Source organism: Pseudomonas sp. YA1 (assembly GCF_058680555.1).
This window is the reverse complement of the sequence record NZ_JBZWBG010000017.1, coordinates 65,698-89,399: the sequence shown is the minus strand read 5'-3', so window position 1 is coordinate 89,399 and position 23,702 is coordinate 65,698. Positions and strand designations below refer to the sequence as shown.

Sequence of the window (23,702 nt, the reverse complement as noted above, 5' to 3'; positions counted from 1 at the left end):
GGACAAGTGTTATGGGTAAGAATGTCGTAGTCCTGGGCACCCAATGGGGTGATGAGGGCAAGGGCAAGATCGTCGACCTGCTCACCGAGCAGGCGGCTGCCGTAGTTCGCTACCAGGGTGGTCACAACGCTGGCCACACCCTGGTGATCGATGGCGAGAAAACCGTCCTGCACCTGATTCCATCGGGCATCCTGCGCGAAGGCGTGCAGTGCCTGATCGGCAATGGCGTGGTGCTGGCGCCGGATGCGCTGCTGCGCGAAATCACCAAGCTGGAAGAGAAGGGCGTGCCGGTGCGCGAGCGCCTGCGCATCAGTCCTTCCTGTCCGCTGATCCTGTCCTATCACGTCGCCCTCGACCAGGCGCGCGAGAAGGCCCGCGGCGAAGCCAAGATCGGCACCACCGGTCGTGGCATCGGCCCGGCATACGAGGACAAGGTGGCGCGTCGCGGCCTGCGCGTCGGCGACCTGTTCCACCGCGAGCGCTTCGCCGCCAAGCTGGGCGAGCTGCTGGACTACCATAACTTCGTCCTGCAGCACTACTACAAGGAGCCGGCCATCGACTTCCAGAAGACCCTGGACGAGGCGATGGAGTATGCCGAGCTGCTCAAGCCGATGATGGCCGATGTCGCTGCGACCCTGCACGACCTGCGCAAGCACGGCAAGGACATCATGTTCGAAGGCGCCCAGGGATCGCTGCTGGACATCGACCATGGCACCTATCCCTACGTGACCAGTTCCAACACCACTGCTGGCGGTACCGCCACCGGTTCCGGCTTCGGCCCGCTGTACCTGGACTACGTACTGGGTATCACCAAGGCCTATACCACTCGCGTCGGCTCCGGTCCGTTCCCGACCGAGCTGTTCGACGACGTCGGCGCCTACCTGGCCAAGCGCGGCCACGAGTTCGGCGCCACCACCGGTCGCGCTCGTCGCTGCGGCTGGTTCGATGCCGTGATCCTGCGCCGCGCCATCGAGATCAACAGCATCTCCGGCCTGTGCCTGACCAAGCTCGACGTGCTCGATGGCCTGGACGTGGTGCGCCTGTGCGTCGGCTACAAGAATGCCGATGGCGATGTGCTGGAAGCGCCGACCGATGCCGACAGCTACATCGGCCTGCAGCCGGTCTACGAGGAAATGCCCGGCTGGAGCGAGTCGACCGTGGGTGCGAAGACCCTGGAAGAGTTGCCGGCCAACGCCCGCGCCTACATCAAGCGCGTGGAAGAACTGGTGGGTGCGCCGATCGATATCATCTCCACCGGTCCGGACCGCAACGAGACCATCATCCTGCGCCATCCATTCGCCTGAGGCGGATAGCGGGGCGATGACGGAACGGGCTGCGCATGCGGCCCGTTTTCATTTCCGGGGTCAGCGCCGCGGCGAGCGGGGGAGGGTGGCGTGGCTCGAAGGGAAAAATCGCGGACAACAAAAAGCCGAGCGATGCTCGGCTGTTTGTCTTGAAGATGGTGCCCAGGAGAAGACTCGAACTTCCACGGTGTTGCCACCGCTAGGACCTGAACCTAGTGCGTCTACCAATTCCGCCACCTGGGCATGCTTTTCAGCATTGTGCGATGATCGCTCATCGACTTGGGTGTTGCAAACCTTGTCGCAGTTTCAATGCCTGGTAGTGGCTGAACTGCTGAAACAAAAACGGTCTAATGTCCGGCTTTGTCTGAAATATGGTGCCCAGGAGAAGACTCGAACTTCCACGGTGTTGCCACCGCTAGGACCTGAACCTAGTGCGTCTACCAATTCCGCCACCTGGGCACTGGAGTCGATGATCGCTCATCGTTTCCGTGTTACAACGTCTCAGCAACGTTGTGGGCGCGAACTATACGAGTACGTATTCTGCTTGTAAACCCCTGATGCGATAAAAATTATTCTGCTGCCGAAGCTGACCGACGAAGCGTTTTCGCGCTTCAATAGAGCAATGGCAGCAAACGCTAAAGAAGAAAAGGTGACCTACCTCTAATGGCCGATTGGCAAAACCTCGATCCCGAGGCCGCTCGCGAAGCGGAAAAGTACGAAAACCCCATCCCCAGCCGGGAACTGATCCTGGCTCACCTATCCGAGCGAGGCGCTCCTGCGACTCGCTCCCAGTTGCTCGACGAGTTCGGGCTCGCCGGCGAGGAGCCGGAAGAGGCCTTGCGTCGTCGCCTGCGCGCCATGGAGCGCGACGGGCAGCTTATCTATACGCGTCGTGGCGCCTACGCGCCGGTGGACAAGCTGGACCTGATCCGCGGCCGCATCAGCGGGCACCGCGACGGCTTCGGCTTCCTGATCCCCGACGATGGCAGCGACGACCTGTTCCTCAGCCCCACCCAGATGCGCCTGGTGTTCGACGGCGACCGCGCCCTGGCCCGGGTGTCCGGCCATGACCGGCGCGGACGCCGCGAAGGCCAGCTGGTCGAGGTGATCGAGCGGGCCCACGAGATCGTGGTCGGCCGCTACTTCGAGGAAAGTGGCATCGGCGTAGTGGTCGCGGACAACCCGAAGATCCAGCAGGAAGTCCTGATCCCGCCGGGCAAGGCCGGCAAGGCCAGGCACAACCAGTTCGTCCAGGTGCGCATCGAGCAATGGCCGAGCATCCACCGCCAGGCCCAGGGCGAGATCGTCGAGGTGCTCGGCGACTACATGGCGCCGGGGATGGAGATCGAAGTCGCCCTGCGCAGCTACGATATCCCCCACGTCTGGCCGGCCGCGGTGGAGAAGGAAGCGGCCAAGCTCAAGCCGGAAGTGGCGGAGAAGGACAAGGAAAAGCGTATCGACCTGCGCCAGGTGCCCTTCGTCACCATCGACGGCGAGGATGCCCGCGACTTCGACGACGCGGTGTACGCCGAGGCCAAGCGCGGCGGCGGCTGGCGCCTGTTCGTGGCGATCGCCGATGTCTCGCACTACGTGAAGGTCGGTTCGGCGCTGGACGAAGAGGCGGCCAGGCGCGGCAACTCGGTGTATTTCCCCGAGCGGGTGATCCCGATGCTGCCGGAGGTGCTGTCCAATGGTCTCTGCTCGCTGAATCCGCTGGTCGACCGGCTGGCCATGGTCTGCGAGATGACCCTGTCCAAGGCCGGCAAGCTGACCGGCTATCAGTTCTACGAAGCGGTGATCCACTCCCATGCGCGCCTGACCTACACCAAGGTCAGTCAGTTGCTCGAGCATCCCGACAGCGTCGAGGCCGAGAACCTGCGTCAGCAGTTGCCCGGCGTGGTGCCGCACCTGCAGCAGTTGTATGCGTTGTATAAAGCGCTGCTGGCTGGCCGCCATGTCCGCGGCGCGATCGATTTCGAGACCCAGGAAACCCGCATCGTCTTCGGCGCCGACCGGAAGATCTCGGAAATCCGCCCGACCCAGCGCAACGATGCGCACCGCCTGATCGAAGAGTGCATGCTCTGCGCCAACGTGGCGACCGCACGCTTCCTGCAGAAGCACGCCATCCCGGCGTTGTACCGGGTGCATGACGGCCCGCCGCAGGAGAAGCTCAACAACCTGCGCCAGTTCCTCGGCGAGCTGGGGTTGAGCCTCGGCCGCGGCAAGGCCGCGCCGACCCCGGGCGACTACCAGGAGTTGCTGGAGAAGATCCACGACCGCGCCGACTTCCGCCTGATCCAGACGGTCATGCTGCGTTCGCTCAGCCAGGCGGTGTACAGCCCGGACAACAATGGCCACTTCGGCCTCAACTACGACGCCTACACCCACTTCACCTCGCCGATCCGGCGCTACCCGGACCTGCTGGTGCATCGTGCGATCCGCAGTGTGATCCGCTCCAAGGCGGAGACTCCGCACGTGCAGCGGGCCGGCGCGGCGAGCATGCCCAAGGCGCGCATCTATCCGTACGACGAATTGCGCCTGGACCAGTTGGGCGAGCAGTGTTCGATGACCGAGCGGCGTGCCGACGAGGCCACCCGCGACGTGACCAACTGGCTGAAGTGCGAATACATGCGCGAGCGGGTCGGCGAGACCTTCCCTGGCGTAATCACCGCGGTCACCGGTTTCGGTCTGTTCGTCGAGCTGACCGACATCTTCGTCGAAGGCCTGGTGCATGTGACCGCGCTGCCCGGCGACTACTATCATTTCGACGCCGTGCACCATCGCCTCAGCGGCGAGCGCACCGGGCGCAGCTTCCGTCTCGGCGACACCACGGAAGTGGTAGTGGCGCGGGTCGACCTGGACGAGCGGAAGATCGATTTCGAGCTGGCCGGAAACGTGCTGAGCGCGCCGATCGGACGCAAGAAGCGCAACGGCGACAAGTCGGCGAACGCCGGCAAGGCGCCGAAGGGGCGCAAGGGCGCATCCGTGCCCGAGGTCGACCTGGAGCCGGCGCTGGCCAGTCCCGACGCCGCGGTGGTGCCGCGGCGCAAGGCCGGCAAGGTGCAGGCGCTGCCGCCGGTCGCGCCGGAGCTGCTGGCGCAGGCCGCGGAGATGCTCGGCAACACCGACGTGCGCAAGAGTCGCGAGGTGAAGCAGGCGCTGCTCGCCGAGGCGCGCGTCGGCGGCGGCAGGGACAAGGGCGGGAAGAAGGGCAAGGTCGTTCCTGCGGGCAAGAGCGCGAAGGGCAAGGCCAAGGGCGGCAAGCCCGCCGCTGCCGCCAAGCCGGGAAAGCCGACCAAGCATCGCAAGGGGCCTTCCAAGCCGAAGGCCGACAACGCTCCGGCCGCCACCGGGGCGCGCAAACGTAAGGCCAAGTCATGAGTCAGTGGGAAAAGGTCTACGGCGTGCATGCCGTGGAAGCGTTGTTGCGTCATCACCCGAAGCGGGTCAAGCAGTTGTGGCTGGCCGAGGGGCGGCATGATCCGCGGGTCCAGGTGCTCACCGAGCTGGCCGCCGGGTTCCGTATTCCGGTAGGGCAGCGCGACCGGCGCGAACTCGACGAGTGGGCGGAAGGCGTCCACCAGGGCGTGGTCGCGGAAGTCAGCCCCAGCCAGGTCTGGGGCGAAAACATGCTCGAGGAACTGCTCGAGCGGAGCGAGGGCGTGCCGCTGCTGCTGGCCCTGGATGGCGTCACCGATCCGCACAACCTCGGCGCCTGCCTGCGTACCGCCGATGCGGCGGGGGTGCAGGCGGTGATCGTGCCCAAGGACAAGTCCGCGACCCTCAACGCCACCGTGCGCAAGGTCGCTTGCGGCGCCGCCGAGGTGATCCCGCTGGTGGCGGTGACCAACCTCGCGCGCACCCTGGAAAAGCTCCAGCAGCGCGGCCTGTGGGTGGTCGGCACCGCCGGCGAGGCGGACAAGACCCTCTACCAGCTCGACCTCAAGGGGCCGACCGTGCTGGTGATGGGCGCGGAAGGCAAGGGCATGCGCCGGCTGACCCGCGAGCACTGCGACTTCCTCGCCAGGTTGCCGATGGCCGGCAGCGTCAGCAGCCTGAACGTCTCGGTCGCCACCGGCGTCTGCCTGTTCGAGATCCTCCGCCAGCGCACCCCGCTGGAGTGAGCGCGTGCGGGGCCGCCGCGGCGCGGCCCCGCGCCATTCCATCCGCTGTACAAATATTCGCCAATCTTCCTTGCTTCGCCGGTTGCCCTTCTCTAGAATGTCGCCCCTTGCCGCGCGGGCAGGCGTTCGTTCGCCTCTCCGCCAGGCAAGCCAAGAAAACATTCACTCCTTGCCTGACCGTTCTGCGGCAGGCTGCAACCCGTAAGGAGCATTTATGCGTCATTACGAAATCGTGTTCCTGGTTCACCCGGACCAGAGCGAACAAGTCGGTGGCATGGTCGAGCGTTACACCAAGGCCATCGAAGAAGACGGCGGCAAGATCCACCGTCTGGAAGACTGGGGCCGTCGTCAGCTGGCCTACGCCATCAACAACGTGCACAAGGCCCACTACGTTCTGATGAACGTCGAGTGCAGCGCCAAGGCCCTGGCTGAGCTGGAAGACAACTTCCGTTACAACGATGCCGTGATCCGTAACCTGGTCATGCGTCGCGACGAAGCTGTCACCGAGCAGTCCGAGATGCTCAAGGCTGAAGAAAGCCGCAACGAGCGTCGCGAGCGTCGTGAGCGTCCGAACGATAACGCTGAAGGCGCCGATGGCGACGACAACAGCGATAGCGATAACGCTGACGAGTAATTCCGGACCAGTATTGAGGAGCCAATCACATGGCACGTTTCTTCCGTCGTCGTAAGTTCTGCCGCTTCACCGCCGAAGGCGTGAAAGAGATCGATTACAAGGATCTCAACACCCTGAAGGCCTACGTTTCCGAAACCGGCAAGATCGTTCCGAGCCGTATCACCGGCACCAAGGCCAAGTACCAGCGTCAGCTGGCGACCGCTATCAAGCGCGCCCGCTACCTGGCCCTGCTTCCTTACACCGACAGCCACGGCCGTTGAGATCGGGCAGTCGAACGCTGGTAAGGGATAGATCGCATGCGCGCACTGGCTGAGTTCACCATGCGCGGCCGCATGCAGGCCACGCTCGCCGTGGCAGGCTCCGCGGTTGTTCCACTGTTGTTCTGGCTGAGTGCCGCCGCCGGTAGCCTGGTGCTGCTGCGGCGCGGATTCGGCGACGCCTTCGGCGTCCTGGCCTGGGCGGTGCTACCGGCGATGTTCTGGTGGTACCTGGGCGATCCGAGCATCCTTCTGGTCCTGCTCGGTACCCTGACGCTGGCGCAGATCCTGCGCGCCAGCACGTCCTGGAGCCATGTGCTGCTGGGCAGTGTTGCAGTTGGCGTGGTATTCGCGCTGGTGCTGGGGCATACCTCCAGCGAGCTGATCGGTACCCTGGCGACGGAAGTCTCCAAGGTCCTGACCCAGCTTCGCGGGGAGTCCCAGCTGTCGGGCGAAGAGCTGGACAAGTTGCAGGTGGCGCTGGTGCCGACCCTGACCGGGGTCATGGCTTCCTCGCTGCAGGTGACCTGCCTGCTCTGCCTGATGCTCGCGCGGTACTGGCAGGCTTCGCTGTACAACCCGGGCGGCTTCGGTCGCGAATTCCGGAGTTTGCGGCTGGCGCCGGCGGTTGCCGTGATCCTGCTGCTGGGGGCCGTCGTGGTCCCGGCGCTGGAAGTGCAGGCCGCGGTGCTCGGTCCGTTGTGCAGCGTGCCGCTGATCATCGCCGGCGTGGCGCTCGGGCATGGCCTGATCGCCCTGAAGCGCCTCGCGGGTGGTTGGCTGGTGGGCCTGTACCTGGCTGTATTGCTGCTGGGGAACCTGATCTGTCTTTTAGCGGTTGTCGACAGTCTGTTTGATTTTCGTGGACGCCTGGCCCGGCGCCAGGGTTCCACGAACGGTGAAGGTTAAAAGTTAAGAGGTAAGACTCAAATGGAAGTCATCCTGCTGGAAAAAGTCGCCAACCTGGGCAACCTGGGCGACAAGGTGAACATCAAGGGCGGTTACGCCCGTAACTTCCTGCTGCCGCAGGGCAAGGCCACCGTCGCCACCGCCGAGAACGTCGCTGCGTTCGAAGCCCGCCGCGCCGAGCTGGAAAAGGCTGCCGCCGAGAAGAAGGCCGCTGCCGAAGCCCGTGCTGCCCAGCTCTCCGAGTTGGTGGTAACCCTCGGCGCCCACGCTGGCGACGAAGGCAAGCTGTTCGGTTCGATCGGCACCCGCGACATCGCCGAAGCCGTTTCCGCTGCCGGTTACCCGCTGGAAAAAGCCGAAGTTCGCCTGCCCAACGGCGCGCTGCGCAACACCGGTGAGTTCGACGTCGCCGTGCACCTGCACACCGACGTGGAAACCACTCTGAAGCTGATCATCGTCGCTGAGTAAGCGATCCGATCGGTAGGGCTGGGCGGGCATATGCGTGTCCGCGGCAGTCCGCTAACATCGGGCACGGTACCGGCAACGGCACCGTGCCCGTTGTTTTTTCCGCTGTTCCTTTTTCTTGCGTCGAGTCTATGAACGAGATCACCAGCCCCGAGCAATACGACCTGGAAACCACAGCCCTGAAGGTGCCGCCGCACTCGATCGAGGCCGAGCAGGCCGTGCTGGGTGGCCTGATGCTGGACAACAACGCCTGGGAGCGGGTGTCGGACTCGGTGTCCGACGGCGACTTCTACCGCCATGACCATCGCCTGATCTTCCGCGCCATCTACAAGCTGGCCGAGGCCAACCAGCCGATCGACGTGGTGACCCTCTCCGAGCAGTTGGAGAAGGAAGGACAACTGGCCCAGGTCGGCGGCCTGGCCTATCTCGGCGAACTGGCGAAGAACATTCCGTCGGTCGCCAACATCAAGGCCTACGCGCAGATCATCCGCGAGCGCGCCACCCTGCGCCAACTGATCGGCATCAGCAACGAGATCGCCGACAGCGCCTTCCACCCGGAAGGGCGCGGCGCCAACGAGATCCTCGACGAGGCCGAGCGGAAGATCTTCGAGATCGCCGAAGCGCGACCGAAGACCGGCGGGCCGGTGGGGATCAGCGATATCCTGGTCAAGACCATCGACCGCATCGACTACCTGTTCAACACCAGCGAGGCGCTGACCGGGGTGTCCACCGGTTTCACCGACCTCGACGAGAAGACCAGCGGCCTGCAGCCGGCCGACCTGATCATCGTCGCCGGGCGTCCGTCGATGGGTAAGACCACCTTCGCCATGAACCTGGTCGAGAATGCGGTGATGCGCACCGACAAGGCCGTGTTGGTGTACTCCCTGGAGATGCCCTCCGACTCGATCGTGATGCGTATGCTCTCGTCGCTCGGTCGCATCGATCAGACCAAGGTCCGTTCCGGCAAGCTCGACGACGAGGATTGGCCGCGCCTGACCTCGGCGATCAACCTGCTCAACGACAAGAAGCTGTTCATCGACGACACCGCCGGCATCAGCCCCTCGGAAATGCGTGCGCGGACCCGTCGCCTGGTGCGCGAGCACGGCGACCTGGCGCTGATCATGATCGACTACCTGCAGCTGATGCAGATACCCGGCTCCAGCGGCGACAACCGGACCAACGAGATTTCCGAGATCTCCCGCTCGCTGAAGGCCCTGGCGAAGGAATTCAACTGCCCGGTGATCGCCCTGTCGCAGCTCAACCGCTCCCTGGAGCAGCGACCCAACAAGCGCCCGGTGAACTCCGACTTGCGCGAATCCGGGGCGATCGAGCAGGACGCCGACGTGATCATGTTCGTCTACCGCGACGAGGTGTACCACCCGGAGACCGAGTTCAAGGGCGTCGCCGAAATCATCATCGGCAAGCAGCGTAACGGTCCGATCGGCACGGTGCGCCTGGCCTTCATCGGCAAATACACGCGCTTCGAGAACCTTGCCGCCGGCATGTACAACTTCGAGGACGAATGACCCGGCTTGGGTCTTGCCCGGCGGGCGCCTTACCATAGGCACCCGTTTCAGTTGCAGGACCCGATGCCATGCGTCCCCTCGTTGCCACCGTCGACCTTTCCGCCATTCGCCACAACTATGCCCTGGCCAAGCGCTGCGCGCCGCAGCGCCAGGCGTTCGCGGTGGTCAAGGCGAACGCCTATGGCCACGGTGCGCGCGAAGTGGTTACCGCGTTGCACGACGATGCCGATGGCTTCGCCGTAGCCTGCCTGGAGGAGGCCGCGGAAGTCCGCGCCTTGCACGCCAGCGCGCGCATCCTGTTGCTGGAAGGCTGCTTCGAGGCGAGCGAATACGCCCTCGCCGGGCAATTGCGCCTGGACCTGGTGATCCAGGGCGCGGAACAGGGCGAGGCGTTCCTCGCCGCCGGCCTGGATATTCCACTCAACGTCTGGCTCAAGCTCGACTCCGGCATGCACCGCCTGGGCTTCGATCCCGTCGCGCTGCGCGCCTGGCATGCGCGCCTGCGCAACCATCCCGGTGTGCGCGAACTGAACCTGATCAGCCATTTCGCCTGCGCCGACGAACGCAACCATCCGCTCACCGAGCAGCAGCTGGAGAGTTTCCTCGGCCTGCTCGACCTGGATTTCGACCAGCGCAGCCTGGCCAACTCGGCGGCGGTGCTGACCATCCCGGCCGCCCACATGGATTGGCTACGGCCGGGGATCATGCTCTACGGGTCGACCCCGCTGGCCGACCTGAGTGCCGCCGAACTGGGCCTGAAGCCGGCCATGAGCCTGGGCGCGCAGTTGATTTCGCTGCGCGAGGTGGCCGTGGGCGAGAGCGTCGGCTACGGTGCCACCTGGATCGCCGAGCGGCCGGCGCGGATCGGCACGGTCAGTTGCGGCTACGCCGACGGCTACCCGCGCACCGCGCCAGCCGGGACTCCGGTACTGGTCGGGGGACGCCGCGCGACCCTGGCCGGGCGGGTCTCGATGGACATGCTGGCGGTCGACCTCTCCGACCTGCCGGAGGCTCGCGTTGGCGACCCGGTGGAGTTGTGGGGCGCCGGGTTGTCGGTGGACGAGGTCGCCCGTGCCTGCGGCACCCTCGGCTACGAGCTTCTGAGCAAGGTCACGGCCCGGGTTCCGCGACGCTACAGCCACTGATTCAGGAGATACGCTCCGGTGCCAGGGCGGTCGGCCAGGGGAGCGCCGGCGCGGTCTCGCGTTCATCGTCGGCAGCCATCGCATAGCCGGCGCGCCCGGCGCCCTTGACCCGGTACAGCGCCTGGTCGGCGGCCTTGTAGAGTTTGCCGAACTGCAGGGCGTCGCCGGGAAACAGGGCGACGCCGATGCTCGGTGTGATCACCAGCCACTGCTTGGCGAACTCCACCGGTTTCGCCAGTTCTCGCAGCAGGCGTTCGGCGATGTCGCGGGCATGCTGCTCGGCATTCGACCCGCCGACCAGCACGGCGAATTCGTCGCCGCCGAGGCGTGCCACGCAATCCTCGGTGCGCACGCAATGGCGCAGCCGCTGGGCCACGTTCTGCAGGACGAAGTCGCCGGCATCGTGGCCATGGGTGTCGTTGATCGGCTTGAAGTGATCCAGGTCGATCAGCAGCAGCGCCATGCTGTTGCCGTGGCGGCGCGCGTCGTCCAGGGCACTTTCGGCGAACTCCATCAGGTGCCTGCGGTTGCCAAGCCCGGTCAGCGGGTCGTGATGGGCGGCGTACTGCAGTTGCGCTTCGCGCATCTGCAACTGGCGATTGGCCTCGCTCAGCTCGTTGGTACGGACTTCCACGGCGCGTGCCAGGTCGCGCTGCGCGCTGTGCAGCAGGGCCAGGCGCGCATTCTTTTCCTGGTCGGCCTGGTCCAGGGCCAGGGCCCTTTCCTGCTTCAGGTCCTGGATGCGCGAGGCGAGCGCCAGGGAAAACAGCAGGGCCTCCAGGGTCAGCGCCAGGGGGAAGACCATGGCGTTGGCCGAGGTCGGCTGGACCAGCGCGGTGGCGCGCATCACGCCAAGGCTGACGCTGCCGAGCACCAGGCCGAAGCCGACCAGGTACAGGCGCGCCGTGGCCGAACCCTGGCGCCAGCGCTGCACTGCCAGGCCGATGGCGATCGGCAGGTTGGCCAGCAGGGTCAGCGCCAGCACGCCGGCCGCCTGCCAGCGCCAGCCGGCGGCGTTGAACGCCAGGCAGGCAAGGAACAGCAGGCAACAGGCGTTCAGCAGGTGATGGGCCCAGCGTGCGTGCTGCCGGCTTTGCAGCAGGTTCTGGCTGAAGCGGATCACGCAGATGCCCCAGATCGCCAGCAGCGCCAGGCGGTCAAGCCACCAGGGCACCGCCCGCTCGGGCCAGAAATACTCGAAACCATGGCCGCTGATGCTCAGGGTCAGCACCAGCGCGCTGGCAGCGGTCAGCACGTACCAGAAATAGGCGCGATCGCGCAGGCTGGTGAAGAGGAACAGGTTGTACAGCAGCAGGGCGAGGATCAGCCCGTAGGCCATGCCGAACAGCAGGTTGCCCTGGCTGCGGTATTCCAGCAGTTCGTCGTGGCTCCAGAGCCTCAGCGGAAAGGCGTTGCCGCCGGGATCGTAGCTGCGCAGGTAGACGCGCAACGGCCCATCGCCGGGAGGGATCCGGAACAGCGGATGACGGTAGGCGTGGTCGCGGCCCTCGGCGAAGGGCACCGCTTCGCCGCTGCGATGTTCACGGAACCCGCCGCGCTCGTCGGGGAGATACAGGCGCAGGTCGTGCAGGCTGGCGCTGGCGACTTCCAGCCACCAGCCGCCGGATACCGCCTCGCGTCTCGGCAGGTCGAGGCGCAGCCACCAGGCGCTGCGGCTGAGGCCGACGCTGGTGCGGCCGGCGGCGGCGACGAAGCGGCCGGCCTGCTCCGCTTGTTCGAGGTCCTCCACCGCCAGGTTGCCATCGGGGTCTTCGAGCAGGTCCAGCGAGCCGTTCAACCAGGCGCCGCTGGCCGGAGGCGCCGGAAACTCCGGCGCGGCGCGCGAAACGGCGCTGGCCAGTAGCAGGAAGATGACCGCGAGCAGGGCAAGAGGATGGCGCACGATGACTCTCCCGGGGGCCTGCCTTAGAGGCCGGGTGAGATGACGATGAATGGAGTATAGAAACAAGGTGGCGAAATGATGGCATTTTTTCGAAGCCGGCCGACGGCAGGCAATACCCAGTGAAAACGTCGGAATTGCTCATTTTTTGTGCTATATTCCGCGCCCGCGTTTTCGCGACCCCCTATTCCTAGAGATACCCCCTGGTGCCCGTGATGCAAGCCGCCAAGCCGCTGTTCGACTATCCCAAGTACTGGGCCGAGTGTTTCGGTCCGGCGCCCTTCCTGCCTATGAGTAGGGAAGAGATGGATCAGCTTGGCTGGGACTCCTGCGACATCATCATCGTCACCGGCGATGCCTACGTCGACCACCCGTCCTTCGGCATGGCCATCATCGGCCGCCTGCTGGAGGCCCAGGGGTTCCGCGTCGGCATCATCGCCCAGCCGGATTGGCAGTCGAAGGACGACTTCATGAAGCTCGGCGAGCCGAACCTGTTCTTCGGCGTGGCGGCCGGCAACATGGACTCGATGATCAACCGCTACACCGCGGACAAGAAGGTCCGTTCCGACGACGCCTACACCCCCGGCGGCCTGGCCGGCAAGCGCCCGGACCGCGCCAGCCTGGTCTACAGCCAGCGCTGCAAGGAGGCCTACAGCCATGTGCCGGTGATCCTCGGCGGGATCGAGGCCTCGTTGCGCCGTATCGCCCATTACGACTACTGGCAGGACAAGGTCCGCCGCTCGATCCTGATGGACGCCACGGCCGACATCCTGCTCTACGGCAACGCCGAGCGTGCGGTGGTGGAAATCGCCCAGCGCCTGGCCCAGGGCGAACCGCTGAGCGCGATCACCGACGTGCGCGGCACCGCCTTCGTCCGTCGCGACACCCCGGAGGGCTGGTTCGAGATCGATTCCACGCGGATCGACCGGCCGGGCAAGATCGACAAGATCATCAATCCCTACGTGAATACCCAGGACACTGCCGCCTGCGCCATCGAGCAGGAAAAGGGCGTGCAGGAGGACCCGCAGGAAGCCAAGGTCGTGCAGTTGCTGGCGAACCCCAGGCTGACCCGGGAGAAGACCGTGATCCGCCTGCCGTCTTTCGAGAAGGTGCGCAACGACCCGGTGCTCTATGCCCACGCCAACCGCGTGCTGCACCTGGAGACCAACCCGGGCAACGCCCGTGCCCTGGTGCAGAAGCACGGCGAAGTGGATGTCTGGTTCAACCCGCCGCCCATTCCGATGAGCACCGAGGAAATGGACTACGTGTTCGGCATGCCCTATGCCCGCGTACCGCACCCGGCCTACGGCAAGGCGAAGATTCCCGCCTACGAGATGATCCGCTTCTCGGTGAACATCATGCGTGGCTGCTTCGGCGGCTGCACCTTCTGCTCGATCACCGAGCATGAGGGACGGATCATCCAGAACCGCTCGCACGACTCGATCATCCGCGAGATCGAGGAGATGCGCGACAAGGTGCCCGGCTTCACCGGCGTGGTCTCCGACCTTGGCGGACCGACGGCGAACATGTACCGCATCGCCTGCAAGAGCCCGGACATCGAGCGGCACTGCCGCAAGCCGTCCTGCGTGTTCCCCGGCATCTGCGAGAACCTCGATACCGACCACAGCTCGCTGATCGAGCTGTACCGCAAGGCCCGGGCGCTGCCGGGGGTGAAGAAGATCCTGATCGCCTCCGGCCTGCGCTACGACCTCGCCGTCGAGTCGCCCGAGTACGTCAAGGAACTGGTGACCCACCACGTCGGCGGCTACCTGAAGATCGCCCCGGAGCACACCGAGCGCGGTCCGCTGGACAAGATGATGAAACCGGGGATCGGCACCTACGACCGCTTCAAGCAGATGTTCGAGAAGTTCTCGAAGGAAGCCGGCAAGGAGCAGTACCTGATCCCGTACTTCATCGCCGCCCACCCCGGGACCACCGATGAAGACATGATGAACCTGGCCCTGTGGCTCAAGCGCAACGGCTTCCGCGCCGACCAGGTCCAGGCGTTCTATCCCTCGCCGATGGCCACCGCCACCGCGATGTATCACTCGGGCAAGAACCCGCTGCGCAAGGTCACCTACAAGAGCGATGGCGTGACCATCGTCAAGAGCGACCAGCAGCGGCGCCTGCACAAGGCCTTCCTGCGCTACCACGACCCGAAAGGCTGGCCGCTGCTGCGCGAGGCGCTGGAGCGGATGGGGCGCGCCGACCTGATCGGCAATGGCAAGCACCACCTGGTCCCGACCTACCAGCCGGATACCGGCGAATACCAGAGCGCCCGGCGGAAGAACTCGACGCCGGCCGGCAGCAAGAAGGCCGGCAAGCTGCTGACCCAGCATACCGGCCTGCCGCCACGCGCCAGCGACGGCGGCAAGCCGTGGAGCAAGGGCCAGCAGAACAAGGCGACGGCCTTCGCCAAGGGCAAGAAGAAGTCGCGCCAGCCGAACATCCCGCGCTGATCGCCGGGGCGGCCCTGCCGCCCGCAAAGGGTGCGTGGCTGCAACCCTGCCAGCGGTCGCGCACCGTCGCGGTGCATCGCCGTGGCGCGACCTCCTGGCCTCCCGGGCCTGGCGGCGCTGGCACAAGTCTTGCGCTTCCGGGGCAACCCGGTCTTCGCGGAGAACCGCGCTGGCGGACCCGGCAACGCCTCGTCGCTTCGCTCCGGCGGCGCGTCGCCGACTCCGCTACAGTGACCGCAACCCCAGCCCCGCGAGCCTTCGATGCCCGAGCTGCTTGCCCACTATCCGTTCACCGATACGGCCTACCATGAGCTGCTCGATCGCCAGGGTGGCGTGCGTCCCCATTGGCAGCGGCTGTTCCGCCAACTGGAGCGCAGCAGCCCTGAGCAACTGCGCCAGCGCCAGGCCCTGGTGGAACGGCAGATCCAGGAGAACGGCGTCACCTACAACGTTTACGCCGATCCCAAGGGCACTGACCGCCCCTGGGCGCTGGACCTTCTGCCGAACCTGCTGTCCGCCGCCGAGTGGCAGCCGATCGCCGCCGGCGTGGCACAGCGTGCTCGGCTGCTCAACGCGCTGCTGGCCGACCTGTACGGCGAGCAGCGTCTGCTCGCCGAAGGGCTGCTGCCCAGCGAACTGGTCTTCGGCCATCCGAACTTCCTCTGGCCGGCGCTCGGCATCCGGCCGCCCGGCGGGATTTTCCTGCACAGCTATGCCGTCGACCTGGCGCGCGATGCCGACGGATGCTGGCAGGTCCTCGCCGACCGCACCCAGGCGCCGTCCGGCGCGGGCTATGCGCTGGAGAACCGGCAGATCGTCTCGCGGGCCTTGCCGGAACTCTATCGCGACCTGCGCGTGCAGCATCTCGCCGGGTATTTCCGCACCCTGCAGGAGACCCTCGCCAGCCAGGCCGCCGGCGACGGCGAGACGCCGCTGGTGGTACTGCTGACTCCCGGACGTTTCAACGAAACCTACTTCGAGCATCTCTACCTGGCGCGCCAGCTCGGTTTCCCGCTGGTCGAGGGGCACGACCTGACGGTGCGCGACGCCACCCTCTATCTCAAGACCCTCGGCGGCCTGAAACGGGTGCACGCGGTATTGCGGCGCCTCGATGACGATTTCTGCGACCCGCTGGAATTACGTACCGACTCGGCGCTGGGCATTCCCGGCCTGCTCGAGGCGGTACGCCAGGGACGCGTGCTGGTGGCCAACGCGTTGGGCAGCGGGGTGCTGGAATCGCCCGGCCTGCTCGGCTTCCTGCCGCAGGCCTGTCGCCGCCTGCTCGGCGAGGAGCTGGCGCTGCCCTCGCTCGACACCCGCTGGTGCGGCGAGCCGCAGGCCCTCGAGGCGATACTCGCGGCACTGCCCGACCTGGTGATCAAGCCGGCCTTTCCCGGCCAGCGCTGCGAACCGCTGTTCGGCCACGCCCTCGACGGTGCCGGCCTGGCATCCCTCGGCGAGCGCTTGCGCGAGCGCCCGCAGGCCTACGTGGCGCAACGCCTGGCGCAGTTGTCCCAGGCGCCGGTCTGGCGCGACGGCGAGGCCGGCGTCGGCCTGCAGTCGCGGGCCATCGGCATGCGCGTGTTCGCCGTCGCCGCCGCCGACGGACGCTACTGGGTGATGCCCGGCGGTCTGACCCGAGTAGCCTCGGCGGCGGATGCCGAGGTGGTGTCGATGCAACGCGGCGGCGCCAGCAAGGACACCTGGGTACTGGCCGAGCGTGCGGTCGGCGGCGAGCCGTGGCGGCCGCGCCGGCTCGGCGTGCGCGACCTGGTCCGCGAGGATCCCTACCTGCCGTCGCGGGTGGTGGAAAACCTGTTCTGGTACGGCCGCTATGCCGAGCGTTGCGACGACCACGCGCGCCTGCTGCGGGTGGTGCTGTCGCGCTACGTGGATGCCGATGGCGACGAAGAGGCGCTGCGCAGCGCCCTGGCCCTGGCCGGCGGCATCGGCCTGCTGCCCGGGGATGGCGCGCCGCTGGAGCGGCGCCTGTTGCAGGCGCTGCTCGACGAGCACTGGCCGGCCAGCCTGTGCGCCAACCTGCGGCGCCTGCACTGGGCGGCGGCGCAGGTGCGTGGGCGCTTGTCCGGGGAAAACTGGCTGGCCTTGCTGGAACTGCAACGCGACATGCAGGCGCTCGATCCGGCACGCACCGACCTCGGCGAAGCGCTGGACTTCCTCAACCGGCTAGTGATGTCCCTGGCTGCCTTGTCCGGTTTCGCCCTCGACGACATGACCCGCGACGACGGCTGGCGTTTCCTGATGATCGGCCGGCGTATCGAGCGCGTGCGCTTCTTCGCCGAGAGCATCGCCGCCTTCCTCGACGGCGGTAGCGCCTGGGACGCCGGCGCGCTGGAATGGCTGCTGGAACTGGGTAACAGCGGCATCACCTACCGCTCGCGCTACCTGGCGTCGCCGCAGCTGGTCCCGGTGCTCGACCTGCTCCTGTTGCACGAGCAGAACCCGCACTCGCTGCGCTTCCAGTTGCAGGCCCTGGAGCGTTCGCTGGAGCGCCTGCACGAGGAGTTCGGCGCGCCACGGGAGCGGGAACTCAGGACCCTGGGCGAACGCCTGCGCAGCTTCGATCTGGCGGCCCTGGAAAGCCCGCTGTTCGGCGCGGCAGGACTCGACGAGGTGCTCGTCGGGCTGGCGCGACTGCTGCGCGACATCGCCGCCTGCGCCGGACAGGTCTCCGATCGGCTAGGCTTGCGCTATTTCGCCCATGTCGACGATGTCAGCCAGAGAACGGTATCCACCTGATGTCCGCACCCGCGCTTCGCTCCGTTCCGCTCCAGGGCGCCCGCTACCAGGTGCTGCACGACACCCATTACCGCTATGCGACGCCGGTCTCGCTGTCGCGGCAACTGGCGCATCTCTGGCCACGCGAATGCGCCTGGCAGGCCTGTCATGAGCGGGCACTGCTGATCGAGCCGGGGCCGAGCCGGCGCGAGGATGGCCACGACGCATTCGGCAATCCGCTGAGCCGGCTGGCCTTCGAGCGTCCCCACGAGGCGCTGCGGGTCAGCGCGCGACTGCAGATCGAAGTGTTCGCCCATGCGCCGGCGCAACTGACCGCGTCGCCGGCATGGGAAACCGTCGCCGCCGGGCTGGCATTTTCCGGGTGGGCGCTGTCCGCCGCCGAGCTGGAAGCCTGCCGCTATCGCGTCGAGTCGCCCTATGTGCGCATCCAGCGGCGATTCGCCGAGTTCGCCGCCGACTGCTTCCCGCCCGGACGGCCGTTGCTGGTGGCGGCGGCGGCACTGATGGAGAAAATCTTCCGCGAGTTCGCCTTCGATGCGCAGGCCACCCAGGTGGCGACGCCGCTGGACGAAGTGCTGGAGCGCCGTCGCGGGGTCTGCCAGGACTTCGCCCACCTGATGCTCGCCTGCCTGCGCGCGCGCGGACTGGCGGCGCGCTATGTCAGCGGCTACCTGCTGACCCGCCCGCCGCCCGGGCAGGCGCGACTGATCGGCGCCGACGCCTCGCATGCCTGGGTCTCGCTGTATTGCCCGGAGAACGGCTGGGTGGATTTCGACCCGACCAACGACCTGTTGCCCGACCTGGAGCACATCACCCTGGCCTGGGGGCGGGATTTTTCCGATGTGTCGCCGCTGCGCGGAGTGATCCTCGGCGGTGGTAGCCATGACCCGGAGGTGCGGGTGACGGTGCTGCCGCTACGGGAAACTGCCGGCTGATCAAAAAATGATCGGCTCCGCGGAGGCCCTGCCGCCCGGGACTCCCGGACCTTTTCACCCAGGTTGTCCACAGCCTCGCCCACGCCGTTTGGGGACAACGAAGCGGTGCTCCGGCAAATTCGCGGCGCCGTGCTAGCTTTTCCAGAATCCGCTACGGACGTTGTCGGGCCAAGGGCCGGAGCCTGCCTTTCCGGTGCCAGGGGCGGTTCTCGTACGGAGCCAGACTCCTTCCTTGCGCACGGTGAGCGATATGGATGACACGACGATCGTCAACGTAGGTACCGAGAAGATCAACGCGCTCTGGGCGACGGTGTCCCAGTACGCCTTCGCCTTCGGCATCAAGATTCTCGCGGCCATCGCCTTCTGGGTGATCGGCCGCTGGCTGATCGGCTTCGCCGTCGGCATGGTGCAGAAATCCCTCGAGCGGCAAAAGGTCGATCCCACCGTGCTGCGCTACGTGGGTTCGTTCATCACGGTGACCCTGAACGTGCTGCTGGTGGTGGGCATCCTCGGTTTCTTCGGCATCCAGACCACCAGCCTGGCGGCGCTGATCGCGGCGGTCGGCCTGGCCATCGGCATGGCCTGGTCGGGATTGCTGGCGAACCTGGCGGCCGGCGGTTTCATCATCGTCCTGCGGCCGTTCAAGGTCGGCGACTTCATCTGCGCCGGCGGAGTGACCGGCACGGTCAAGGAGATCGGCCTGTTCACCACGGCGATCAACACTCCGGACAACGTGCTGACCATGGTCGGCAACAACAAGATATTCGGCGACAACATCCAGAACTTCACCCACAACCCGTTCCGCCGGGTCGAGTTGAAGGCGCAGCTTTCCGGTGCCGCCGACTACCAGGCGGCCATCGCCCTGCTCAAGCAGCGCGTCGCGGCGATTCCCAACGTGCTCGGCGAGCCGCCGGTGGACGTGGAAATCCTCGAGTGCAACCTGGTCGGGCCGGTGCTGGCGGTGCGCCCGTATTGCCACAACGACCATTACTGGCAGGTCTATTTCGATACCAACAAGGTGATCAAGGACGCCCTCGGCGCCGACTTCCCGGCACCGATGCCGGCGCAGACGGTGATCGTGCAGCAGTCCGCCGGCGCCTGACGTTTCCCGCTCGGCACCGACGCCCCGTCCTGCGGGGCGTTGGCGTTTGTGCGCGGACCGGGTGGCGGGCCGCGCGGAGAAAACGGGCCATCGGCGAGTCCAACGGGCACCCCGGCGAACAAGGTATAGTGCGGGCCTGCAACCGTCGCCGCAGCCGGCCGGGTTTCATCGGGAAAAGGATTCCGTGTGTTCTTCAGATTGCTCTTGATCGCCGTCCTGCTGGCGGTATCCGCGTGCAGCTCCAAGGCTCCCGGCCCGGGGGCGTCGGTGCCGAAAGTCGTGCGCGGCGAGTATCGCGTCAAGCGCGGCGACACCCTCTATTCGATCGCCACCCGGCACGGCTGGAACTACAAGGACCTGGCGCGCGCCAACGGCATCCGCCCGCCCTACGCGGTCAAGGTCGGCCAGGTAGTGCGCTTCGACGGGCGCAAGTCGACCTACGTCGCCAGCAGCCGCTCCTCGTCGAGCAGCCGTGCGCGCAAGCCGCCGCCTCCGCCGCCGTCGGTGACCCTGCGCGGCTGGCAGTGGCCGATGAAGGGGCCGGTGATCCGCCGCTTCTCCAGTTCCGACAAGCTCAACAAGGGCATCCGCATCGCCGGCACCCTGGGCCAGCCGGTACAGGCCTCGCTGGCCGGCAAGGTGGTGTTCGCGGTGAACAACATGCGTGGCTACGGCAACCTGGTGATCATCCAGCACGGTACCTCGTACACCAGCACCTACGCGCACAACAGCCGCTTGCTGGTGAAGGAGGGGCAGATGGTCAGCAAGGGCCAGAAGATCGCCGAGGCCGGTTCCTCGGATGCCGACCGGGTGCAACTGTACTTCGAGATCCGCCAGAACGGCCGGCCGCTCGACCCGCTGAGCCTGCTGCCGCCGTCCTGAGAGAGGAGCGGATCACTGCGGGGTGCGGTCGACCCACTTCGGCGCCACGCTTGGCGTCCAGGCGGCGAGGGCATCGAGCAGCGCCTCCGGGCTGGCACCGCGCTGCAGCATGCCGCGGTGTTCGGCGCGGACGAAGCGTTCGTCGACCAGGTGGTCGAGGAAGGTCAGCAGCGGATCGTAGAAACCGTTCACTTCGAGCAGGCCCAGCGGCTTGGCGTGGTAGCCCAGTTGGCCCCAGGTCCAGACCTCGAACAGCTCTTCCAGGGTGCCGAGCCCGCCGGGCAGGGCGATGAAGGCGTCGGCCAGCTCGGCCATGCGCGCCTTGCGCGCGTGCATGCCGTCTACCACTTCCAGGCGGGTCAGGCCCTTGTGGCCGATCTCGGCCTCCTGCAGGCTCTGCGGGATGATCCCGATCACTTCGCCGCCGGCGGCCAATGCGGCGTCCGCCACGGTGCCCATCAGACCGACCGCGCCGCCACCGTAGACCAGGGTCAGGCCGCGCTCGCCCAGGTGCCGGCCGAGGGCCACGGCGGCTTCCTGGTAGACCGGGGAAGCGCCGGGGCTGGCGCCACAGAATACGCAGACGGAACGCAAGGTCATGATCGACTCCTGTCGGGGGTGGAAAAAGGCGCACAGGGTAGCGGCTGGGAGCGCTTCGACCAAGCCGTGCGAAGCGTTGCCGGACGTTGCGTCGCAGGCGCGAAGCGGCACATCTGTGCTAAAACAGGAGTTCCCCGTAGTAAACGCCGGGCAGATCCCGCTCGATGCCCCGCCACGTCCGGTTCGGGTTTGACCTGAATCAGTGGAACTCGGTGCCCGATCGGGCAGTCTGCTCTTTCAGGATTCATCGCCCAACCTGCCTAGGAGGCTGCTCCATGCTACGTAAACTCGCTGCGGTATCCCTGCTGTCCCTGCTCAGTGCGCCGCTGCTGGCTGCCGAGTGCTCGGTGGACATCCAGGGTAACGACCAGATGCAGTTCAACACCAATGCCATCACCGTCGACAAGAGCTGCAAGCAGTTCACCGTCAACCTGTCCCACCCCGGCAACCTGCCGAAGAACGTCATGGGCCACAACTGGGTACTGAGCACCGCCGCCGACATGCAGGGCGTGGTCACCGACGGCATGGCTTCCGGCCTGGACAAGGATTACCTGAAGCCCGACGACAGCCGTGTCATCGCCCACACCAAGCTGATCGGCTCGGGCGAGAAGGACTCGGTGACCTTCGACGTCTCCAAGCTGAAGGAAGGCGAGCAGTACATGTTCTTCTGCACCTTCCCGGGCCACTCCGCGCTGATGAAGGGCACCCTGACCCTGAAGTGATGCGCGAGCGATCCGCTGCATGAAAAAGCCCGGCCACTGCCGGGCTTTTTCATGGGCGCGCGCCGGGCTCAGCGCGCGTAGCGCGCCGCCATCGCCTCGCCGGCCAGTTGGTGCACGCGCCGGGTCGGATGCCACTCGTCCCAGAAGTAGTACTGGTCCGGGTTGGCGCAGGCCGGGCGGACGCTGGGCTGGGTCGGCTGGCAGGGCGCGTCCAGCTCCACCAGGCCGTAGCGTGCCGGGTTGCGCCGCAAGTGGCGGCTGAAGGTGAGATGGTCGAACCAGCTCAGCTCCAGGCCGCGGGTCTTGCGCAGGGCGGCGAGCTGGATCGGCAGGCTGGCGTTGACTGCCTGCAGGTAGCGCTGCGCCCGCTCGACCCGGTTACCGACGACCACCGCCGGGACCACGCTCAGGTCGGTCGAACTGACCACCAGGAAGCGTCGTGCGCCGGCCTCTCCGAGACGCTGCACTGCGGCGCGGATGTTCGCCACGCTGCTGCCGGCCAGTTGTTCCAGGGGCTGCTCGCCGGCGAAATCCTCGTGCTCGAAGAAATCGTTGGCGGAGACGAAGATGAAGTGCAGCGCCTGGCCGTCGGCCGGCTTGCCGTCCAGCGTGGCGAGGTAGGCGTCGACCTGGCCGGCGAGGCCGGTATGGCGGTAGGCGCTCATCCAGCCGTAGTAGTTTTCCGCTCCGCTCTTGGCGCCGCCCACCGCATGGTCGGCCAGTTGTGCGCCGAGCTGGCGGGCGAGCACCTCGACGGCGGTCGGACCGTTGCTCCAGCGGCCCTGCCAGTAGACTTCGCCGGGCAATGCCTGGGCGCCGGCGATGCCCTTGGCGAGCATCTCGCGGGTCAGTCGCTGGCTTTCGCCGTTGTCCGAATAGCTGTCGCCGAAGGCGTGGATCTGCCGTACCGGCGCGAGCAGCGGGGACGTGTGTCCGCAGGCCTGGCCGGCCAGCAGGACACCGAGGAGCAGGGCGGGGAGACGGGTGCGCATGGCTGGCCTTCGCAGGGATTCAGCTTCCTTCTAGCGCGCCGCCGCGCGGACTTGAAGACCTGGTTGCGACAGGCACATTCCCGCCCGCGACAAAGGCCCGTCGACGACGGGCCTGCCGCACGGACCGGGAGGCTCAGGGCGCCTTCGGCAGTTCGCGCTTGTGCTGGGTCTTGTGGTAGGTGTCGACGATCACCCGCGCAGCTTCCTCGCGCAGCGGCTGGCCGTGCAGGAAGGCGTCGATCTCGGCATAGGTGACGCCGTGGGAAGCCTCGTCCGGATGGCCGGGGCGCAGGTCCTCGAGGTCGGCGGTGGGGATCTTCTCCACCAGGTTCTCCGGAGCGCCGAGGGCGCGGGCGAGGGCGCGCACCTGATGCTTGGCCAGGCCGCTGAGCGGAGCGAGGTCGCAGGCGCCGTCGCCGAACTTGGTGAAGAACCCCATGACCGCCTCGGCGGCATGGTCGGTGCCGATCACCAGGCCGCCGCGGGCGCCGGCGATGGCGTACTGGGCGACCATGCGGATGCGCGCCTTGATATTGCCGATGACGAAGTCGCTCTTCGCCGGCTCGAGTCCTTCAAGGGCTTCCAGCTGTTCCGCCAGGGCTTTCACCGACGGACCGATGTTGACGGTCTGCTCTTCGTCGGCGCGGATGGTCGCCAGCGAGGCCTGGGCATCGGCCTCGTCCTGCTGCACCTGGTAGGGCAGGCGCACGGCGATGAAGCGGTAGGCCTGGTCGCCGGTCTGCTCGCGCAGTTGCTCGACGGCGCGTTGGGCCAGCAGGCCGGCGGTGAGCGAGTCGACGCCGCCGCTGATCCCCAGCACCAGGGTCTTCAGCCCGGCATCCTTCAGGCACTGCTGGATGAAGGCGATGCGCCGGGCGATCTGCGCCTGCACGTCGGCCTCCGACTGGAACGGCGGCTGGACCTGCAGGGCTTGGGCGATGTCGCGTTGGATCTGTTGCATGTTCGGGCTCCCGTTAGGTGCGAAA

General features: G+C 66.7%; 19 protein-coding genes and 2 tRNA genes. 15 read left to right on the top strand and 6 right to left on the bottom strand.

The annotated features are described in order from the left end of the window. Positions 1-11: 11 nt before the first annotated feature. Positions 12-1,304: an adenylosuccinate synthase gene (locus AC4OR5_RS23160; protein ID WP_003095642.1), complete on the top strand. Its 1,293-nt coding sequence runs from the start codon at positions 12-14 to the stop codon at positions 1,302-1,304. Between the two features lie 156 nt (positions 1,305-1,460). On the opposite strand, the gene AC4OR5_RS23155 is transcribed toward AC4OR5_RS23160, so the two are convergent. Continuing rightward, positions 1,461-1,547, bottom strand: a tRNA-Leu gene (locus AC4OR5_RS23155). Positions 1,548-1,676: 129 nt separating this feature from the next. Further along, positions 1,677-1,763: transfer RNA gene (locus AC4OR5_RS23150), tRNA-Leu, on the bottom strand. A 204-nt stretch (positions 1,764-1,967) separates the two neighbouring features. On the opposite strand from AC4OR5_RS23150, the gene rnr reads away from it, so the two are divergent. The 8 genes from rnr to alr all read left to right on the top strand — a co-directional run bounded on the left by rnr (position 1,968) and on the right by alr (position 10,364). Next, positions 1,968-4,685, top strand: a complete 2,718-nt coding sequence (gene rnr / locus AC4OR5_RS23145; RefSeq protein WP_058159938.1) for a ribonuclease R — start codon at positions 1,968-1,970, stop codon at positions 4,683-4,685. Continuing rightward, complete coding sequence (rlmB, locus tag AC4OR5_RS23140) at positions 4,682-5,428, top strand: 23S rRNA (guanosine(2251)-2'-O)-methyltransferase RlmB (RefSeq protein ID WP_003095638.1); 747 nt, start codon at positions 4,682-4,684, stop codon at positions 5,426-5,428. Before rnr ends, rlmB begins: the two co-directional genes overlap by 4 nt. A gap of 214 nt (positions 5,429-5,642) precedes the next feature. Further along, positions 5,643-6,062, top strand: coding sequence for a 30S ribosomal protein S6 (rpsF, locus tag AC4OR5_RS23135; protein ID WP_003095636.1), 420 nt, complete (start codon positions 5,643-5,645; stop codon positions 6,060-6,062). Between the two features lie 29 nt (positions 6,063-6,091). Continuing rightward, complete coding sequence (gene rpsR, locus AC4OR5_RS23130; protein ID WP_003095634.1) at positions 6,092-6,322, top strand: 30S ribosomal protein S18; 231 nt, start codon at positions 6,092-6,094, stop codon at positions 6,320-6,322. 36 nt (positions 6,323-6,358) lie between these two features. Continuing rightward, complete coding sequence (locus tag AC4OR5_RS23125) at positions 6,359-7,228, top strand: hypothetical protein (protein WP_023107271.1); 870 nt, start codon at positions 6,359-6,361, stop codon at positions 7,226-7,228. A 21-nt stretch (positions 7,229-7,249) separates the two neighbouring features. Further along, positions 7,250-7,696 carry a 50S ribosomal protein L9 gene (rplI, locus tag AC4OR5_RS23120; RefSeq protein ID WP_003095627.1) on the top strand — a complete coding sequence of 149 codons (447 nt, stop codon included), beginning with the start codon at positions 7,250-7,252 and terminating at the stop codon, positions 7,694-7,696. Between the two features lie 128 nt (positions 7,697-7,824). Beyond that, a complete protein-coding gene (gene dnaB / locus AC4OR5_RS23115; RefSeq protein ID WP_003095622.1) occupies positions 7,825-9,219 on the top strand; it encodes a replicative DNA helicase in 1,395 nt (464 codons plus the stop codon). A gap of 68 nt (positions 9,220-9,287) precedes the next feature. Further along, positions 9,288-10,364, top strand: a complete 1,077-nt coding sequence (gene alr, locus AC4OR5_RS23110; RefSeq protein WP_023098168.1) for an alanine racemase — start codon at positions 9,288-9,290, stop codon at positions 10,362-10,364. A 1-nt stretch (position 10,365) separates the two neighbouring features. Here the strand turns inward: alr and AC4OR5_RS23105 are convergent, their stop codons facing one another. Beyond that, entirely contained in the window at positions 10,366-12,267 is a 1,902-nt protein-coding gene (locus AC4OR5_RS23105) for a diguanylate cyclase (RefSeq protein WP_003112285.1), read from the bottom strand. A 212-nt stretch (positions 12,268-12,479) separates the two neighbouring features. Here AC4OR5_RS23105 and AC4OR5_RS23100 point away from each other — a divergent pair, with 212 nt between their 5' ends. The 5 genes from AC4OR5_RS23100 (at position 12,480) to AC4OR5_RS23080 (ending at position 20,402) form a co-directional block, all read left to right on the top strand. Then, positions 12,480-14,723 (top strand): YgiQ family radical SAM protein, encoded by a 2,244-nt coding sequence (locus AC4OR5_RS23100; RefSeq protein ID WP_003135540.1) that lies wholly within the window; start codon positions 12,480-12,482, stop codon positions 14,721-14,723. Positions 14,724-14,984: 261 nt separating this feature from the next. Further along, complete coding sequence (locus AC4OR5_RS23095; RefSeq protein WP_023434536.1) at positions 14,985-17,483, top strand: circularly permuted type 2 ATP-grasp protein; 2,499 nt, start codon at positions 14,985-14,987, stop codon at positions 17,481-17,483. Further along, positions 17,483-18,418, top strand: coding sequence for a transglutaminase family protein (locus tag AC4OR5_RS23090; protein ID WP_058159937.1), 936 nt, complete (start codon positions 17,483-17,485; stop codon positions 18,416-18,418). The genes AC4OR5_RS23095 and AC4OR5_RS23090 overlap by 1 nt, the downstream gene beginning before the upstream one ends. A 250-nt stretch (positions 18,419-18,668) precedes the next feature. After that, positions 18,669-19,520: a mechanosensitive ion channel family protein gene (locus AC4OR5_RS23085; protein WP_058159936.1), complete on the top strand. Its 852-nt coding sequence runs from the start codon at positions 18,669-18,671 to the stop codon at positions 19,518-19,520. A gap of 186 nt (positions 19,521-19,706) precedes the next feature. Then, the gene (locus AC4OR5_RS23080; protein ID WP_003095596.1) at positions 19,707-20,402 is read left to right on the top strand and encodes a peptidoglycan DD-metalloendopeptidase family protein; all 696 of its coding nucleotides are present in this window, start codon (positions 19,707-19,709) and stop codon (positions 20,400-20,402) included. A 12-nt stretch (positions 20,403-20,414) separates the two neighbouring features. On the opposite strand, the gene AC4OR5_RS23075 is transcribed toward AC4OR5_RS23080, so the two are convergent. Beyond that, on the bottom strand, positions 20,415-21,002 hold the full coding sequence (locus tag AC4OR5_RS23075; protein WP_031756829.1) for a cytokinin riboside 5'-monophosphate phosphoribohydrolase: 588 nt from the start codon (positions 21,000-21,002) through the stop codon (positions 20,415-20,417). Positions 21,003-21,277: 275 nt separating this feature from the next. On the opposite strand from AC4OR5_RS23075, the gene azu reads away from it, so the two are divergent. Continuing rightward, positions 21,278-21,724, top strand: coding sequence for an azurin (gene azu, locus AC4OR5_RS23070; protein ID WP_003095591.1), 447 nt, complete (start codon positions 21,278-21,280; stop codon positions 21,722-21,724). Positions 21,725-21,792: 68 nt separating this feature from the next. Here the strand turns inward: azu and choE are convergent, their stop codons facing one another. After that, positions 21,793-22,716, bottom strand: a complete 924-nt coding sequence (gene choE / locus AC4OR5_RS23065; protein WP_058159935.1) for a cholinesterase ChoE — start codon at positions 22,714-22,716, stop codon at positions 21,793-21,795. A 133-nt stretch (positions 22,717-22,849) separates the two neighbouring features. Beyond that, complete coding sequence (gene nadE, locus AC4OR5_RS23060) at positions 22,850-23,677, bottom strand: NAD(+) synthase (RefSeq protein ID WP_003109458.1); 828 nt, start codon at positions 23,675-23,677, stop codon at positions 22,850-22,852. Between the last annotated feature and the right edge of the window lie 25 nt (positions 23,678-23,702).